Source organism: Salmonella sp. 32100201201700099SM (genome assembly GCF_017572645.1).
GTDB lineage: Bacteria > Pseudomonadota > Gammaproteobacteria > Enterobacterales > Enterobacteriaceae > Salmonella > Salmonella enterica.
In genome coordinates, this window is the sequence record NZ_JAGERQ010000007.1 from 40,412 (window position 1) to 58,744 (window position 18,333).

At 50.9% G+C, this 18,333-nt stretch carries 15 protein-coding genes; 10 read left to right on the forward strand and 5 right to left on the reverse strand.

The genetic code is table 11. The annotated features are described in order from the left end of the window. Positions 1–27: 27 nt before the first annotated feature. Complete coding sequence (gene acpT, locus J4685_RS12810; RefSeq protein ID WP_000284369.1) at positions 28–606, forward strand: 4'-phosphopantetheinyl transferase AcpT; 579 nt, start codon at positions 28–30, stop codon at positions 604–606. Positions 607–697: 91 nt separating this feature from the next. Continuing rightward, positions 698–1,099 (forward strand): nickel-responsive transcriptional regulator NikR, encoded by a 402-nt coding sequence (gene nikR, locus J4685_RS12815; RefSeq protein ID WP_011233197.1) that lies wholly within the window; start codon positions 698–700, stop codon positions 1,097–1,099. Between the two features lie 101 nt (positions 1,100–1,200). Here the strand turns inward: nikR and J4685_RS12820 are convergent, their stop codons facing one another. Genes J4685_RS12820 through J4685_RS12830 form a run of 3 tightly spaced genes read right to left on the reverse strand, consistent with a single transcriptional unit; the run spans position 1,201 to position 6,130 of the window. Beyond that, the gene (locus tag J4685_RS12820; RefSeq protein WP_001214752.1) at positions 1,201–2,325 is read right to left on the reverse strand and encodes an ABC transporter permease; all 1,125 of its coding nucleotides are present in this window, start codon (positions 2,323–2,325) and stop codon (positions 1,201–1,203) included. Further along, entirely contained in the window at positions 2,325–5,066 is a 2,742-nt protein-coding gene (gene rbbA, locus J4685_RS12825; RefSeq protein ID WP_000202478.1) for a ribosome-associated ATPase/putative transporter RbbA, read from the reverse strand. Before rbbA ends, J4685_RS12820 begins: the two co-directional genes overlap by 1 nt. Continuing rightward, on the reverse strand, positions 5,063–6,130 hold the full coding sequence (locus J4685_RS12830; RefSeq protein ID WP_000359836.1) for an HlyD family secretion protein: 1,068 nt from the start codon (positions 6,128–6,130) through the stop codon (positions 5,063–5,065). Before J4685_RS12830 ends, rbbA begins: the two co-directional genes overlap by 4 nt. Positions 6,131–6,907: 777 nt before the next feature. Here J4685_RS12830 and J4685_RS12835 point away from each other — a divergent pair. From J4685_RS12835 to J4685_RS12855, 5 genes are read left to right on the forward strand one after another with little or no spacing between them, the layout of a single operon-like run. Next, positions 6,908–8,200, forward strand: coding sequence for an MFS transporter (locus J4685_RS12835; RefSeq protein WP_000858309.1), 1,293 nt, complete (start codon positions 6,908–6,910; stop codon positions 8,198–8,200). Between the two features lie 15 nt (positions 8,201–8,215). Further along, entirely contained in the window at positions 8,216–9,382 is a 1,167-nt protein-coding gene (locus J4685_RS12840; protein ID WP_000872633.1) for a MalY/PatB family protein, read from the forward strand. Between the two features lie 9 nt (positions 9,383–9,391). After that, the gene (locus tag J4685_RS12845) at positions 9,392–9,772 is read left to right on the forward strand and encodes a RidA family protein (RefSeq protein WP_000658719.1); all 381 of its coding nucleotides are present in this window, start codon (positions 9,392–9,394) and stop codon (positions 9,770–9,772) included. Between the two features lie 20 nt (positions 9,773–9,792). After that, a complete protein-coding gene (locus J4685_RS12850) occupies positions 9,793–10,458 on the forward strand; it encodes a transcriptional regulator (RefSeq protein WP_228370096.1) in 666 nt (221 codons plus the stop codon). Positions 10,459–10,512: 54 nt separating this feature from the next. Next, positions 10,513–11,754: an MFS transporter gene (locus J4685_RS12855; RefSeq protein ID WP_000399445.1), complete on the forward strand. Its 1,242-nt coding sequence runs from the start codon at positions 10,513–10,515 to the stop codon at positions 11,752–11,754. Between the two features lie 501 nt (positions 11,755–12,255). On the opposite strand, the gene J4685_RS12860 is transcribed toward J4685_RS12855, so the two are convergent. Further along, positions 12,256–13,458 (reverse strand): NAD(P)/FAD-dependent oxidoreductase, encoded by a 1,203-nt coding sequence (locus J4685_RS12860; protein ID WP_000439232.1) that lies wholly within the window; start codon positions 13,456–13,458, stop codon positions 12,256–12,258. A 230-nt stretch (positions 13,459–13,688) separates the two neighbouring features. Here J4685_RS12860 and pitA point away from each other — a divergent pair, with 230 nt between their 5' ends. After that, complete coding sequence (gene pitA, locus J4685_RS12865) at positions 13,689–15,185, forward strand: inorganic phosphate transporter PitA (protein WP_000902790.1); 1,497 nt, start codon at positions 13,689–13,691, stop codon at positions 15,183–15,185. 139 nt (positions 15,186–15,324) lie between these two features. Here the strand turns inward: pitA and uspB are convergent, their stop codons facing one another. Continuing rightward, positions 15,325–15,660, reverse strand: coding sequence for a universal stress protein UspB (uspB, locus tag J4685_RS12870; RefSeq protein WP_000626193.1), 336 nt, complete (start codon positions 15,658–15,660; stop codon positions 15,325–15,327). Between the two features lie 387 nt (positions 15,661–16,047). Between uspB and uspA the strand changes: the two genes are divergently transcribed. Beyond that, entirely contained in the window at positions 16,048–16,482 is a 435-nt protein-coding gene (gene uspA, locus J4685_RS12875; protein WP_000323565.1) for a universal stress protein UspA, read from the forward strand. 329 nt (positions 16,483–16,811) lie between these two features. After that, positions 16,812–18,284, forward strand: coding sequence for a dipeptide/tripeptide permease DtpB (gene dtpB / locus J4685_RS12880; RefSeq protein WP_001098283.1), 1,473 nt, complete (start codon positions 16,812–16,814; stop codon positions 18,282–18,284). Positions 18,285–18,333: the final 49 nt, after the last annotated feature.

Genomic DNA, 18,333 nt, shown 5'->3' on the forward strand with positions numbered 1-18,333 from the left:
TTCTTCATAGGCAACGTTGGTCCTGATATGTACCAGATCGTTCTGGGAAAAGTGTCAACATTAAGCGCAGGTCAATTGCCCGACGCGTTAATCGCTCAGGCGCCGCAGGGCGTTCGCTGGGCAAGCTGGCTGGCCGGGCGCGTGCTGCTTTCCCGTGCGCTCTCGCCGCTACCGGAGATGGTGTATGGCGAACAGGGTAAACCGGCTTTTTCCGCCGGAACGCCGCTGTGGTTTAACCTCAGCCATAGCGGCGACACTATTGCTCTGTTGCTTAGCGACGAAGGTGAAGTCGGCTGCGATATTGAAGTGATCCGCCCGCGCGATAACTGGCGTTCGCTGGCAAATGCGGTATTCAGCCTCGGCGAACATGCTGAAATGGAAGCGGAACGTCCGGAGCAACAACTGGCGGCATTCTGGCGTATCTGGACGCGTAAAGAAGCCATCGTAAAACAACGCGGCGGCAGCGCCTGGCAAATCGTCAGCGTGGACAGCACGTTGCCCTCTGCCTTGTCGGTCAGCCAGTGTCAGCTCGATACGCTCAGTCTGGCAGTCTGTACCCCCACACCGTTTACGCTGACGCCGCAGACGATAACGAAAGCGCTATGACACATTAATTTTTCCCTCTGGCGGCGGACGTGTGTTACAAAATGCGGAGCTTCCCATGCGCCGACGCGCCATACCAAAAGGTTTAAGTCAGATGCAACGTGTCACCATCACCCTCGATGACGATTTACTGGAAACGCTGGACAACCTGAGCCAGCGACGCGGCTATAACAATCGCTCCGAAGCGATCCGTGATATTCTGCGCGGCGCTCTGGCGCAGGAGGCCACTCAGGAACACGGCACACAGGGTTTCGCGGTACTTTCATATGTTTATGAACATGAGAAACGGGATTTAGCCAGCCGCATCGTCTCCACCCAGCATCATCATCATGATTTATCCGTCGCCACGCTGCACGTCCATATCAACCACGATGACTGTCTGGAGATCGCCGTTCTGAAGGGCGATATGGGCGACGTACAGCATTTTGCCGATGATGTTATCGCCCAGCGCGGCGTGCGCCACGGCCACTTGCAGTGTTTGCCGAAAGAAGACTAACGCCACAGCGCTTTGCCGGGGGCGCTTCGCTTGCCCGGCCTACGTTCGCACGTCGTCGTTTGTAGGCCGGATGAGGCGCAGCCGCCATCCGGCAATAATGTTTACGCCATTGTGCCAATCGTTTTTCTGAAGCGTAACAGCGCTATCAGGAAGAACACGCCGCCTATCGCCAGCAGGGTCAGGAACTGCGGCCAGACGATACTCAAACCTGCGCCGCGATAAAGAATAGCCTGGGCAAGGCTGACAAAATGCGTCGTCGGCATGGTCAGCATAATATCCTGCACCGCCTGCGGCATACTTTCGCGCGGCGTGGAACCGCCGGAGAGCATTTGTAGCGGCAACAGCACCAGAATCATTAATAACCCCAGCTGCGGCATCGAACGGGCGATGGTGCCCATAAAAATCCCAATTGAAGTGGTGGCGAGCAGGCTCAGCGCCACGCCCAACATAAACAATGGGATCGATCCTTCAATCGGTACGCCAAGTACGCCTTTCACCATCAGCATCAAAGACAAACCGGAAACCACCAGCACGACCAGCCCCATCGACCACACTTTCGCCATCATGATCTCAAAGGGCGTGACCGGCATCACTAACAGATGCTCTACCGTGCCGTGTTCTCGCTCGCGGATCAGCGCCGACCCGGTCAGCACTATCGCCAGCATGGTAATGTTGTTGATAATCGCCATCACGCCGCCAAACCACGCCGGGTCGAGATTCGGGTTAAAGCGCATCCGAATCTCCAGCGACACCGGCTGAACGTTATCTCCCCGCGCGCGCGCCACAAAGCTGTTGACCTCGCCGCTAATAATATTCTGGATATAACTGTTGCCGGTAAACGCCTGGCTCATGCGCGTCGCATCGACGTTAACCTGAATATCAGGCTGACGTCCGGCCAGCACATCACGCTGGAAATTCGGCGGAATATTGACCGCAAAGGTATAGCGTCCGGCATCCAGTCCGGCATCCATTTCCGTTGCCGTAATCATCTCCGGCGGCAGAAACCACGGGCGGTAAAAACTATTCACAATACGGTTCGACAACTGCGACTGATCCATATCGGCGATGGCGATAGGGGCAAGATGCAACGAACCGGGCAGGACGGTAGCAGAGGAGTAAACCGAAATCGTAAAGGCGAAGACGATCAGCGCCAGCATCGCTTTGTCGCCCAGCAGACTGCGCAGTTCTTTGACGCCGAGGTTATAAATATTACGTAATCCGCGCATTACCCCTCCTGTTTTTTCAGCAGCAGAATGCTCAGACCCATCACCACCGGGACGGCAATCAGTAACGGCATAAATAACGGCCAGAGATCGGACAGATCCAACGCTTTGGAAAACGTCCCGCGCGCGATCGTCAGAAAATGGCTGGTCGGGTAGATCTCGCCGATCCATCTTCCCGGTCCTTCCAGCGAAGCCACCGGATCGATCATGCCGGAAAATTGTGTTGCCGGAATGAGGGTAATAATCGACGTCCCAAAAATAGCGGCGATTTGGCTCTTCATAAACGTGGAGATCAGCAGCCCCAGACCGGTGGCGATGATGACGTAAAGCAGCGCCGCCAGGGTAAGCGTGAGAAAGCTGCCTTTCAGCGGCACGCCGAACACAAAGACCGACAGCGCGCACAGTAGCAAGAAGTTCAGCATACCCAGCGCGATATACGGCAGTTGTTTACCCAGCAAAAATTCGCTGCGCGTCGTCGGCGTTACGTACAGATTAATCATCGACCCCAGCTCTTTCTCCCGCACCACGCTCAGGGCGCTAAGCATTGACGGGATCATCATGAGCAGCAGCGGAATGACCGCCGGAACGATAGCGGGCAGACTTTTCACATCCGGGTTATAGCGATAGCGCGTTTCAATGTTGAGCAGCCCGATCTGTTTAACCGGGTTCGGCTGACGACTCGCCGCCTCCTGCAGCCAGCTTTGGTGCATCGCCTGAACGTACCCCTTCACCGTCTCGGCGCGGCTGGGCATGGCGCCATCCACCCAGACGCCAATCTGCGCTGGCGTACCGCGAGCAATATCGCGGCCAAAATTAGGCGGGATCTCAATGGCAACCGCCAGCTCTCCCGAACGCATCCGCCGGTCAAGCTCGTCATAGCTGGCGAGCGGCGGCTGTTCGATAAAATAGCGCGATCCCGCCAGATTGAGCGACCATGCCTGGCTACTGACGGTTTGATCGCGGTCGAGTACGGCAAAACGCAGGTTCTCCACGTCCATACTGATGCCATAGCCCATAATCAGCATCAGAATTACCGTTCTCAGCAGCGCCAGCGTCGAGCGTACCGGATCGCGGCGTAGCTCCAGCGCTTCGCGGCGACTGTAGCTGAACAAACGCCGGAAGCTCAATCCCTGCCGCGACGGTTTACCTGACGCGGCGGGCGTCTGGGATGGCGGTATTGGGGTTTCAGGCGCCGCTCCCGCAGCTTCCTGTAGCCAGGAAATAAACGCCGCTTCCAGATTGGCCGCGCCCCGCTGTTGCACCAATTCCTGCGGCGTACCGCTGGCGAGCACTTTACCGGCGTGCATCAATGACATTCGGTCGCAACGTTCCGCTTCGTTCATAAAATGGGTCGAGATAAAAATCGTCACCTTATCCTGACGCGAAAGATCGACCATAAGCTGCCAGAACATATCCCTGGCGACCGGATCAACGCCGGACGTTGGCTCATCAAGAATCAGCATTTCCGGGCGATGGATCACCGCTACCGCCAGCGATAAACGCTGGCGGATACCGAGCGGCAACGAAGCGGGGAGCGTATCTTCCACCTCCGTTAGCATAAAGCGTTCGATCATCTGCGCGACGCGCGCCGGGATCTCCGCTGGCGGAATATGAAACAGGCGGGCATGAAGTTCCAGATTCTGCCGCACGGTGAGTTCGTTATAGAGCGAAAAAGCCTGCGACATATACCCGACCCGGCGACGGGTATCGATGTCGTTCGGGTCCACCGGCTGGCCAAATAGCCAGGCCTGACCTTCGCTGGCGGGAAGCAGACCGGTCAGCATTTTCATGGTGGTCGATTTGCCGCAACCGTTTGAACCGAGGAAGCCAAAAATCTCGCCGCGCGGAATACGGAAATTAACATGGTCAACCGCGACGAACTTACCGAAGCGCATGGTCAGATCTTTCGCCTCAATGGCAATCTCTTCCTGCTCAGCGTGATAGGGCGGGATCACCACTGGCTTATGCGCCTGGCGCTGCGCTTCTGGCAACAGGGCGATAAACGCCTGTTCCAGCGTCGCGCTATGGTTTTTTGCCCGCAGTTGCTGCGCGCTGCCGGTTGCCAGTATCTCGCCCGCATTCATCGCCACCAGCCAGTCAAAACGCTCCGCCTCTTCCATATAGGCCGTTGCGACCAACACGCTCATATTGGTCTGCCGTTGGCGGATACTGTCGATTAAGTCCCAGAACTGAGCGCGGGAGAGCGGGTCAACGCCGGTGGTAGGCTCATCAAGAATCAGCAATTCCGGGTCATGAATCAGCGCACAGCACAACCCCAGCTTTTGTTTCATCCCACCGGACAGCTTCCCGGCAGGACGGTCACGAAACGGCGCCAGGCCGGTGCTGTTCAGCAGCTCGGTAATACGCGCTTCGCGTTCAGCTTTGTCATGACCAAAGAGACGAGCGAAAAAATCGACGTTCTCATAAACCGATAACGTGTGATAAAGGTTTTTCCCCAGCCCCTGCGGCATCCAGGCGATGCGCGGACAGACGTCGCGGCGATGTTTCGCATCGCGCATATCGCCGCCCAAGACGATAACGTTCCCTTGCTCAATCACCCGCGCGCCAGAAATCAGCGACAGCAGGCTCGACTTACCCACCCCGTCCGGACCAATCAGCCCGACCATACTACGGGCGGGAATGTCCAGCGTGATATTGTTCAGCGCGGCTGTTTTTCCGTAATGCTGGCTCACCCCCTCAAGCTGCGCCACGGGAGGAACAGGCACCAGCTTCAGCGACGTCATTGCGACAGCCTCACGCTTAGAGCGTCAGGCCAGGGCACGCGCTCATCCAGACGAACCCAGGCCATTCCCGGCAAACCGGTTTTGACATATTCCAGATGCTGTCGCAGTAGCTCTGGCGGAATACGCGCTTTGACACGGAACATCAGCTTCAGCCGTTCATCGTGGGTTTCCACGGTTTTGGGTGTGAACTGCGCCACGCTGGCGACAAAACTGATCGTCGCCGGAATACGCAGATCCGGCGCGGCGTCCAGCACCAGTCGCGCTTCGCCGCCGATCTTCAACAACCCCGCCTGTTCGGTCGGCAGGAAAAATGTCATATAAACATCGCTGAGATCGACCATGTTCAACACCCGGCCGCCAGCCGATAACACTTCGCCCGGCTCCGCAACGCGGTACTGCACGCGTCCATCGCGCGGCGCTTTTAATTCGCTGTCGTCGATGTCGGCGACAATACGCCGCTCGGTCGCCTGCGCCGCTTCCACGCGCGTTTGCGCCTGGATAATACTGGTACGCGCCGCCTCAATCGCCGCTTTTGCCGCAGATACCTGCGCTTTGGCGGTCTCCAGGGCGGCGCGCGCGCTTTCCGCCGCCGCGCGATCGTCATCTAACTGTTGTACAGATACCGCGCCACGCTGCGACAGCGAACGGGAACGCACGTGGCGTTTAGAGACGGAGTCCAGCTCAGCTTCCCGCTGTTTGACGACCGACTGCGCGGCGCGCATTTCACTCTGGCGTTGCTCCAGCAAGGCACGGGCGGCGGCAACCGCGCTCTCGGCTTCTTTGATTTGCGCGATCGCCTCCAGCCGCTGCTCCTGCAATACGCGGGTATCCATTTTCGCCAGCACCTCGCCCTGACGAACGAACTGCCCTTCCGAAACGAGGATGGTATCAATACGCCCGGCAATCTTAGTGGCAATATCCACTTCGGTGGCTTCAATTCTGCCGTTGCTGGCGGCAAATCCCTCCGGTATTCCCGCAGGGCGCAGCATCCACCAGGCTATCGCGGCCACCGCCACAAGAATCCCCGCTCCCCACCACACCAGATGACGCTTCATTTTGTCTATAATCGACCCGCCGTAATCCCTGTTGTCTAACCATGCGTGTCACAAAGTCCGCCGGGCGTGCGCTCAGCGGGGGTTTCCATCCGGGATAAGAAGGAATGAAAAACAATGGCCATTGAGCGAGCGTTAAGGCAACGCGCGCCGCGAAGGAAGTGAATGACGAAAATGCTGTGAAACCGGGTAGTAATGTTGTCATCATCAGCGTTCCTGGCCGGAAATGAAACACGCATACTCATAACTGCTGTCTATTGAATACTAACACCTGGATTCAATATGTCTATTCGGTTGTAGCACAGATGTTGCAGACAAAAAATCGTGCCCGTCAATCTATTTACTGAAGGGGCTGGTAACGAAAGCATGCGTGATTACCCCTGCTCAAGTCGCCGGGCCCGGCTAAAAAACATGGATACAGCCCACGGCATCAAATATTCGTACTTCTAATAAGGAAACGCTCCTGCCGGAGGAAAAACACGATAATATTTTATCCACTTTCCTGCCCCTATTCTCCGCCCTATTCAGCATATATGTTGTCAGACAGTTACGTTCTGAAATATAAAAATTTATAATTTTTATAAAATTACAACCGTAAATAATTAATGCCCCACACATAATTATAATTTATTATACACATAAGCACATGATTTTAATGATATCAAATTAGAAGAGATAATTTTTTATCTTTTTTACCCACTCTGTGAGGTGCTTCATAATATTCATGTGTATAAAAAATTATATTCTCACATGAACACTTGGTTCTTATTTATGGACAGGCGAAGGTTTATGAAAACATCCAATTTTCAAAAATGGTTGATGGTCATTCTTCTGGCAATCGGAGGAGGGACCATTTTTAAATCGATGTACCTCAGGGAAGTATTTTATTACCCCTGGAATGAATTCATGGGAGTGAATAACACGGATTCAGGCCTGCTGATGAGTTGGCTGGGGTTTGTGGGGATTGTTTCATCTTCAATTGCTGGGGTGATTATCGATAAGGTGAACAATACCCGACTGATTATTTCTTTTACCTTTCTGGCTGTGGGCGTAACCACATTATGGCAGTCAACAGCACCGGGTCTGGCTACGCAGTATGTCATCATCGGCATACTATCTTTCCTCGCAAATGGTCTTTTCCTAGTATCGATGGTGCGCGCAACCCGCCTGATTGGTAATGCCAGTGACCAGGGGAAGCTGTTTGGTTTCCTGGAGTCCGGACGTGGTATCGCTGGGTCAGCCATCTCTGCCGTTGCCGTAGCATGGTTCGCCATGTCTGCAACCGAAGTGGAAGGGATTGGCAGTGTGCTACATGCATACGGCTTTCTCTACCTGGCGCTGGGTGTTCTGATGTGGTTCGCCATGCCCCGTGATAACCATAATTCTGCTTCCGGAGAAGAAAAGGCCAAAGAAAAAATATCTGTACACGATATTCTGGCTGTCATGAAGGTTAAGGAAGTCTGGTTTGCAGCTTTCTCCATCTTTGCAACCATCTCCTTCTATCAGGGGTCCTCATATCTGGTTCCTTATCTGTCTGATGTCTACGGAATGACCGCCGAACATGCCGGAATTATCGGTATGATCCGTGCTTATGTCCTCGCTATCCTGATTGCACCGGTTGTGGGTCTGCTCGCAGACAAAGTCGGCTCAGCGATTAAGGTGATGAATTGGCTGTTTATTGCCGGGGTGATTGGTGTCGCCATGTTCCTGGTGATCCCACAGGATCCGGCTATGGTATGGGTCCTGATCGGCACCCTGATGATTGTAGGCTCCATTAACTTTGCTCTGCGCGGGATCATGTATGCGCAAATTGAGGAAATGAAGGTTCCTGTTCGTCTGACCGGTACCGTTATGGGGATCATGGCCACTGTGGGATTCTCTCCGGAAATGTTTATCCATGCGTTATTCGGGTACTGGCTTGATGCATATAAAGTACAGGGTTACACCTACATGTTTATCTTCATGGGTGCCATGTTTGCTCTCGCTGTATTCACTTCACTTTTACTTCTCCGCAATGCCAAAACGGCATTTAAGAAAATGGATGGTAAACCGGCAGATACTTTCCGGACTGCGGCTGAATAAATTAAGGAAAATAAAATGAAATACGATTTTAATGAAATCTATCAGAGAATAGCATCAGAAAAATGGGAATATGACAGTGTCATTAATGGATTTCCAGTAATACCTATGTCTGTTGCAGATACCGATTTAGTTTCTCCCGTGGAGGTTCGTCAGGCACTGATTGAAGTCTGTAACCGCAGAGAATTCGGATATCCGGCCTATCATGATGATTTTAAGGATGTGCTGGCATCCTGGTATGATCGATATTATGACTGGCGGCCGGATACGGCTGATATTATTGAAACACCGCCTTTACTGATGACGATGGGCGCTTTTATCAGGGGAATGACACAGTGTAATGAATCCGTTGTGGTTATGACACCGGTCTATCATTCTTTTGCCAGAACCATCCGTGAAAACCACCGTGCTGTAACTGAGTGTGATCTGCTGCGTGATGAAAACAATCATTACACTATTGATTTTGAAAAGCTGGAAGATACCTGTTCACGCCCGGAGAATAAGATTCTGATTTTCTGTAACCCTCATAATCCGGTAGGTCGTTGCTGGACTGAAGAGGAAGTCAGGAAAGTCGCCGCAATTGCCCAGAAAACAGGAACAATCCTGATTTCTGACGAAATTCATGCAGATTTTGTCTATGACGAAAAATGCTATACGCCGGTCATGAAAGCTGCGGAAAATTTAAATGGCATTATCGTTTTTTCATCCGGAGGGAAGCTGTTTAACATTGGCGGTATTTTTAGTTCCTATGTCTTCACGGCCGATCCTGTATTTAAAAAACAGATGGCAGTTGTCCTGAAAGAATTACATTTTCAGCCCACTGCGTTCGCGCATGAAGCCGCCTATGCCGGATATAAATATTGCCATGACTATCGTGAAGAGGTGGTGAATCATATCCGTAAAATGCAGATTAAACTGGTTAACGGGCTCAATAACATGCCATATCCGGTAAAAGCCAATCTGCCGGAAGCCACTTATCTTGTATGGGCCGATTTTAATGATACGGGCTGGTCAGGTGATCGCATTCAGGAATTTTTAGTGCAGGATGCGGGACTCGGATTTAACCGGGGAGATCAGTTTGGTGTTGCCGGTACCGGATTTGCCCGAATTAACTGTGGTGTTCCGGAGTCACGTATTGATGAAGCACTGAGTCGTCTGGAAAAGGCATTCAGTAAGTATTTTTAAGGAACAGAAGTGAAAGAGATTATTTTTACAGAAACAGCACCGGCAGCAATTGGCTCATACAGTCAGGGCAATGCGATGGGTAATTTAATTTTTACCTCCGGACAATTGCCCATTAACGCTGACAGTGGCAAAATTGAAACTGATGATATTCAGGAACAGACCCGTCAGTCACTGCTTAATCTTCTGGCTGTAGTTAAGATGGCAGGCGGTGATACTGATACGGTACTGAAAACGACCTGTTTCTTGAGTGATATGGCTGATTTTGCTGCGTTCAACGATGTCTATGCCAGCTTTTTTAAGATAAATCCGCCGGCACGCAGCTGTTTTGCTGTAAAAACACTTCCTATGGGTGCCAGAGTTGAGATTGAAGCTGTGGCATTTCGTCAATAACAAAGGTGGTTGCCACTGAGGTGGCAACCAGATTAACCATGAAAAACACTTGTCTTGAACCCTATGAATTTTTGATCGATTTCCTGGCCGATTATTTTGGCGAAAACACGGAAGTTGTTCTGCACAATCTTTCTGATCTTGAGTCTTCTATACATAAAATCAGAAATGGACATATCAGCGGTCGCTCTGTCGGAGATCCCATCACCGATCTGGTAGTCCGTGCCATGAAGAACAATGACAGTGAGGTACATTACCAGTGTAATTATCTCAGCAAGACACGCGATGGCAGACGACTTAAGTGTGCCACTTTTTTTATCCGGAATAAGCAGGGAGAAATTGTTGGTGCACTATGTCTGAATACCGTCGTCGAAGATTTAATTGCCCTGAATGATAAACTTAGTCATTTTTTAAGCATTTTTGTCGGGCAGACTGACAATAATAACGGCACTCAGCTTGATGAACATATTGGACTGACCATTCCTGAAATGGTTGATCTCAAAATTAATAATGTAATCAATATTGGAAATATTAATCCAGAGTCACTGAATGCTGAAAATAAAAGCCATATTATTTCATTACTAAATGATGAAGGCGTATTTCTGCTTAAAGGGGCAGTAACGAAAGTAGCCAAAAAACTTAACATATCTGAACCCACTGTTTATAAATACATACAAAAATTAAAATAACACAAGACACTAACGGATCAATCTACAATAACGTCTAGTTATACAGGCGGACATATGGAACATGCAGAAGACAAATCGATTAAAAGGCATAACCTGATTTTTTTTATTCTTCTGGCAGTCGGTGGGGGAACAATATTCAAGGCTATGTATTTGCGTGAAGTATTCTACTATCCGTGGAATGAATACTTTTCACTGACAAATACACAATCGGGCATGTTAATGAGCTGGCTCGGGTTTGTAGGCATTATATCAGGTGCTGTTTCAGGCATCATCGTTGACCGTTTCAAAAATCCTAAAAGCATTCTTACCATTGCCTATCTCACAATGGCGGCCCTTGCCATCTGGCAGTCCTTCCGGCCTTCCTATCAGGCCATGTTTATTATCGTCGGATTTATGTCCTTAGTCGGTAATGGACTGTTCCTGGTTTCCATGACAAAAATTGCCAGACTCCTTGCATCAGACAATGAGCAGGGGCGGTATTTTGGATTTCTGGAGTCCGGTCGTGGAATTGCCGGCACTGTTCTGACGTTATGTGCCGTGGCTATTGTTGGTCTGCATGGCTCCAGTGCTGTCAGCATTGGTTTTATTTTACGATTTGACGCAGCCATTTATATTATTCTGGGATTCACCTCTTATTATTTATTTCCGAAAGGTGTTAGTGCTATTGAAAATGCGGCACCTAAAAAAATGTCGGATCTTATTTCACTACTCAAAAGTGTAAAACTTTGGCTGGCAGCATTCATTATCAGCTGTGTTATTTTTGTTTACCAGGGCGGAGCTTATCTGGTACCATACCTCTCCGATGCCTATGGAATGACTCCCGACCAAACTGCCGTTATCGGGATGATTAGGGCATATTTTCTCGCTTTTATTATTTCGCCTTTTGCTGGCCTACTTGCAGATAAGATTGGTTCTTCCCTGAAAGTTATGGCCAGCTTCTTTATTCTCGGTGCATTGATAACTGCATCTTTTATATTTATTCCTCATGACTCACGATTTCTGATCCTGCTTATTACTCTGGTTTTATTACTGGGAGCGCTTACGTTTGGCATGCGCGGTATAATGTATGCGCAGGTAAATGAAATTCGCATACCGAAAGTGTTTACCGGGACCGCAATGGGGATATTAATCTGCATCGGATTCAGCCCGGAAGCTTATGTCCATCTTATCTTCGGATACCTTCTTGATACGTATAAAGAATTTGCATATACGCTGATGTTTGCCACTATTGCAGTTGTTCTTTTTGCTGGCGCACTGTGCAGTGGTTTGCTTTACAGGATTAATAAGAAAGTATGACTCCCCGTTGTAAACAGTGTAAATATCGACTACATACTACCAGAAGGCCCTGTCAGGGGCCTTATTCTGTATCTGGTGTTGTTGGCCAGTATCCGACCTGAATGCGGTCTGCTTCAAAACCCAGCTGAGATTAATGCATTCATAATGAAAATGGTTAAACATGTTTCATTCTGATTATAGATATCGTCTAACACATTTTTATCTCTAAACTTGATTCTGTTTTGAGTCAACGCAAATCGGGAAATCAACCCAAAGTAACATCCAGAACAGATGTTCAATCTAAAGTTATTCAGGCTCCCGAGCTGAAACCAATTTATCTGGTTTTACTGCCACGACCTTATAGCGAAAACTACCGTCCGCATTCCCCATTGTTAAAACGAAATCGGTGGTCATGCCATGCAAAATGAGTGCCCCTTATCCAGAATACTTCTGACTAAAAGATGCTATAGGCCAAGATATACGGCGATCAGTCAAATGAGACCGAAAAACACATAATATCAATTAGTTAATTTTTAACGCAATCAAATCCTGCGCGCAGGCCCAGGCGCTCGACCAGGCCCACTGGAAGTTATAGCCGCCCAACCAGCCGGTGACGTCCATCACTTCGCCGATAAAATAGAGACCCGGCACGCGGCGCGCCTCCATAGTCCGCGATGATAGTTCGTTTGTATCCACGCCGCCCAGCGTCACTTCCGCTGTCCGATAGCCTTCGGTACCGTTAGGCTGTACTTGCCAGGCCGTCAGCGTGTCAACCAACGTCTGCTGGTCACGAACGTTCAACTGCCTGAGCGATACATCCGGGATGAGCCCCAACTGTTGTAAACACTCCACCAGCCGTTTCGGCAGATGCATCGCCAGCGTGTTCTTCAGACTCTGGTTCGGGTGCGCGTTACGCTGTTCATTGAGAACGTCTTCCAGCGAGAGATCCGGCAATAAGTTAATGCTCACTAACTCGCCCGGTTGCCAGTAGCTGGAAATCTGTAAAACGGCGGGGCCGGACAGCCCACGATGGGTAAAAAGTAGGTTTTCCCGAAATACCGTGCCATTGCGGGCGGTAATCACGCAGGGCACAGAGACGCCAGACAGCGTCTGGAGCTGTTCTAACAGCGGCTTATGTAGCGTAAAGGGCACCAGCCCGGCGCGCGTCGGCAACACCTTGAGACCAAACTGTTCGGCGATTTTATAGCCAAACGGCGATGCGCCAAGCCCCGGCATCGACAGGCCGCCGCTGGCAATCACCAGCTTTTGCGTAGTCACCGTCTCGCCGTTCAACGCCAGTACGAAACCCGACTCATCACGCTCGACGCTCAATACCTCGCTACGCAGGCGCATCGTTACGCCACCTTTGTCGCACTCGGCAACCAGCATATCGACAATGCGTTGGGCGGAATCATCGCAAAAAAGCTGTCCCAGCGTTTTCTCATGCCAGGCTATCCCATACCTGCCGACCAGATCGATAAAGTCCCACTGGGTATAGCGGGCTAATGCTGATTTGCAAAAATGGGGGTTCTGGCTCAAATACGCAGCAGGCTCAACATAAAGATTAGTAAAGTTGCAGCGCCCACCGCCGGACATGAGGATTTTACGTCCTGGCTTCTTGCCATTATCGATGAGCAGCACGCGGCTACCCGCTTGTCCTGCCTGTGCGGCGCAAAACATGCCCGCTGCGCCAGCGCCTATAATAACGGCATCAAACCTTTCCACGTCGCCTTCCTCTCTCAAATTCGGGCGAGAATTGTAAAGTTTCCTCAGTGGTCGCACCAGCGCGAAAAGCGCCTGAAAATGGTATTTATCTGAAATATATAAGATAATTCTTTAGTGATATCAAACAAAGCACGAAGTACATCAAAAAAAGTCTATATTTCACTTTGCCCGCGCCGCCAAAGTCACTGATAATGCGCCGCGTTCATGTCCTCAAAATGGCGTAACGTCCTATGCTACATTTGTTTGCTGGCCTGGATTTACATACCGGGCTTTTATTATTGCTTGATCTGGCTTTTGTGCTGTTCTACGAAGCGATTAACGGTTTCCATGATACAGCCAATGCAGTCGCAACCGTGATTTACACCCGTGCGATGCGTTCGCAGCTGGCGGTTGTCATGGCGGCGGTGTTTAACTTTTTTGGCGTTTTGCTGGGGGGTCTCAGCGTGGCGTATGCCATTGTGCATATGCTACCGACGGATCTCCTGCTCAACATGGGTTCCGCGCACGGCCTCGCTATGGTCTTTTCCATGTTGCTGGCGGCGATTATCTGGAACCTCGGTACCTGGTATTTCGGGTTGCCGGCGTCCAGTTCCCACACGCTGATTGGCGCCATTATCGGCATCGGTTTAACCAATGCGATGATGACCGGCACGTCAGTGGTGGATGCGCTTAACATCCCGAAAGTTATCAATATTTTCGGTTCACTCATTATCTCCCCTATTGTCGGTCTGGTATTCGCCGGCGGTCTGATTTTCTTGCTGCGCCGCTACTGGAGCGGTACTAAGAAACGCGCCCGTATCCACCTGACGCCAGCCGAACGTGAAAAGAAAGACGGCAAGAAAAAGCCGCCATTCTGGACGCGTATCGCGCTGATCCTCTCAGCTATCGGCGTGGCGTTTTCGCATGGCGCGAACGATGGTCAGAAAGGCATTGGCCTGGTCATGCTGGTGCTGATTGGCGTCGCGCCTGCGGGTTTCGTGGTCAATATGAATGCCTCCAGCTACGAAATCACCCGTACGCGCGATGCTATCAACAATGTCGAAACGTACTTTGAGCAGCGTCCTGACCTGCTGAAAGCCGTCACCGGCGTTGACCAACTGATTCCCTCTCCGGAACCGGGCGCGACTGAACCGACTGAATTCCACTGCCATCCGGCTAACACCATTAACGCGCTTAACCGTGCGAAAGGGATGCTGGCAAACGTGGAAAGCTACGACAAGTTAAGCGTTGAACAGCGTAGTCAGTTGCGTCGCATTATGCTGTGCATTTCCGACACGACCGACAAAGTCGTGAAATTGCCTGGCGTAAGCAGCGATGACCAGCGCCTGCTGAAAAAGCTGAAGACCGATATGTTAAGCACCATTGAGTATGCGCCGGTGTGGATCATTATGGCAGTGGCGTTGGCGCTGGGTATTGGTACGATGATCGGCTGGCGTCGCGTGGCGACCACTATCGGCGAGAAAATTGGTAAAAAAGGCATGACGTATGCGCAGGGAATGTCGGCGCAGATGACGGCGGCAGTCTCTATCGGTCTTGCCAGCTACACCGGTATGCCAGTTTCTACCACTCACGTACTCTCCTCTTCAGTGGCGGGAACCATGGTCGTTGATGGCGGCGGGTTACAGCGTAAAACCGTGACCAGCATTCTGATGGCCTGGGTATTTACGTTACCGGCGGCGATTATTCTTTCCGGCGTGCTGTACTGGCTTTCCCTGAAGATTATTTAAGCCAAATGGGCCGGATAGCGCTGTCGCTAATCCGGCCTGTCAGGATGAAACGACACAGGCCTGACAGGCCGCTACAAGCGGTGTCATCCGGAGGCTTATCTAATACGAGCGGGTCAGGAAACTGGCCCGCTTTTTTTATTCAGTGCCAAATCATGAGCGCAATCAAGCTCACCACCACCAAACCGCATAACGCGCTGGTCAGCAGAAACTGGCGGCGCACGCGTTCACAACGGCGAATAAATTCTTCATCATGATGATCGCGATAGCGCTGAGCGTAGATATACCATACCAGGCGCACCTGTTTGTTGGGCTGACCATGCGTGGTAAAGAAGCCGCCGCCATCGACATATTGATAGAGCAAAGGATCGCAACCACGAAGTACCACTAACAGTGCGCGTAGCGATGAGAAATAGCGCGCCATATTAACAATGCAAACGACACATAAAGCCCAGAATAGTGAGACGGTGCTTATCATATCTCCTCCCCGGCGACCCGCCCACGGAGTTCCTCTCCGGGACTACCGCTCCCCGATACCCTGCCAGACAATCAGTGAAAGAGTACTACGAAAGCCGTCCATATTAGCGCTCCGCATTCGAACGGCTCTTATACACATTGTAGGAGATCAGTTAATTTTTTTACCAGAAGGTTAATCACTATCAATGCAATTCCCTGAAAATTTTGTTTAACTAACTGGCAAGCAAGGCAGATTGACGGATTATCCTGGTCGCTATAATGTAAGGATAGTTATGGTAAACGGCTGAGCTAGCCCCGCGCATAGAGTTCGCAGGACGCGGGTGACGCGGCGGCATAAGAAACGCCAGTAGCTCAATGGTCATCGACAACTTATGGAAGGAGTAACACTATGGCTTATAAACACATTCTTATCGCAGTTGATCTCTCCCCGGAAAGTAAAGTTCTGGTTGAAAAAGCGGTCTCTATGGCGCGCCCCTACAACGCGAAAATCTCCCTCATCCACGTTGATGTGAACTATTCAGACCTGTACACCGGTCTGATTGACGTCAATCTGGGCGATATGCAGAAACGTATCTCCGAAGAAACCCACCACGCGCTGACCGAGCTGTCTACCAACGCTGGCTACCCTATCACTGAAACCCTGAGCGGTAGCGGCGATTTGGGCCAGGTGCTGGTTGACGCCATCAAGAAATACGATATGGATCTGGTCGTTTGCGGTCATCACCAGGACTTCTGGAGCAAACTGATGTCTTCTGCGCGCCAGCTGATCAACACCGTTCACGTTGACATGCTGATTGTTCCGCTGCGCGACGAAGAAGAGTAATACTTAACTTACCGTGCCGGCTGGCGGCTAAGACCGCATCTGGTCTATAGTCAATCAGGTTGGCCTGAACCATCAGGCAAACTCCGGCTATCAACAACAACGCCCGCTTATGTGGGCGTTTTGTTTATCCCCCCTTCTTCGCAGTACTCAGTACATCATTCCATCACACCAAACATAATTAGTGTGATCCACTAATTAGTTTGCGTATCATTTGTATAATAACCTATTGATCAGGCTAATAACCGCAGTCTATATCAGGGTAAGACTTTTCGGCGCGTTTTGATATACGCGTTCATACGTTTCGGGATGGCATTAAAAGGCGAAGGAATATGAATACAACTGCACCTACGGGCTTGCTGCAGCAACCTCGTCCATTCTTCATGATCTTTTTTGTAGAATTATGGGAACGATTTGGCTATTACGGCGTCCAGGGCATCCTGGCGGTCTTTTTCGTTAAACAATTGGGTTTTTCTCAGGAACAGGCCTTTATTACTTTTGGCGCTTTTGCGGCGCTGGTTTATGGCCTGATCTCCATCGGCGGCTATGTTGGCGACCATCTGTTAGGGACTAAACGCACCCTGGTCCTGGGCGCGATTGTGCTGGCGATTGGCTATTTTATGACTGGTATGTCGCTATTAAATCCCGATCTGATTTTTATCGCACTGGGTACGATTGCCGTGGGCAACGGGTTATTTAAAGCCAATCCCGCCAGCCTGCTCTCTAAATGCTATCAGCCTAAAGATCCCCGGCTGGATGGCGCTTTCACCCTGTTTTATATGTCGATTAACATCGGTTCTTTGTTATCGCTATCGCTGGCGCCGGTGATTGCCGATAAATTTGGCTATGTGGTGACCTATAATCTGTGCGGCGCTGGTTTAATTGTTGCGCTTCTGGTGTACTTCGCCTGCCGTGGCATGGTGAAAAATATCGGTTCTGAACCGGATCATAAACCGCTACGTTTTCGCAATTTGCTGCTGGTACTACTCGGCACCGTCGTCATGATTTTCCTCTGCGCCTGGCTGATGCACAACGTTAAGATTGCCAATCTGGTGCTCATCGTCCTTTCTATCGTCGTCACTATTTTCTTCTTTCGCGAAGCGTTTCGTCTGGATAAAACCGGCCGCAATAAAATGTTCGTGGCGTTTATTCTGATGATTGAAGCCGTGCTGTTTTACATTCTGTATGCGCAGATGCCTACCTCACTGAACTTCTTTGCGATTAATAACGTGCATCATGAAATTCTTGGATTCGCCATTAACCCGGTGAGTTTTCAGGCGCTGAACCCATTCTGGGTGGTCGTCGCCAGTCCGGTACTGGCAGCGATTTACACCCGACTGGGTAGCAAAGGCAAAGATCTGACTATGCCGATGAAGTTTACGCTCGGCATGTTCCTCTGCGCGCTGGGTTTTCTGACCGCCGCCGCCGCCGGGATGTGGTTTGCCGATGCGCAAGGATTGACGTCGCCGTGGTTTATCGTGCTAGTGTATCTGTTCCAGAGTCTGGGCGAGTTGCTGATTAGCGCGCTGGGACTGGCAATGGTCGCCGCTCTGGTGCCGCAGCATCTGATGGGCTTTATTCTGGGAATGTGGTTCCTGACCCAGGCCGCCGCCTTCCTGCTCGGCGGTTATGTGGCGACCTTCACTGCCGTACCGGAAAACATCACCGATCCGTTACAGACGCTGCCCATTTATACCGGCGTCTTTAGCAAAATTGGTCTGGTAACGCTGGCGGTCACCGTGGTGATGGCCATTATGGTGCCGTGGTTAAACCGAATGATTAATACGCAAGGTACCGAACAGTAATACTCAGTGCCGGATGCGGCTTACGCCTTATCCGGCCTACAAATAATTG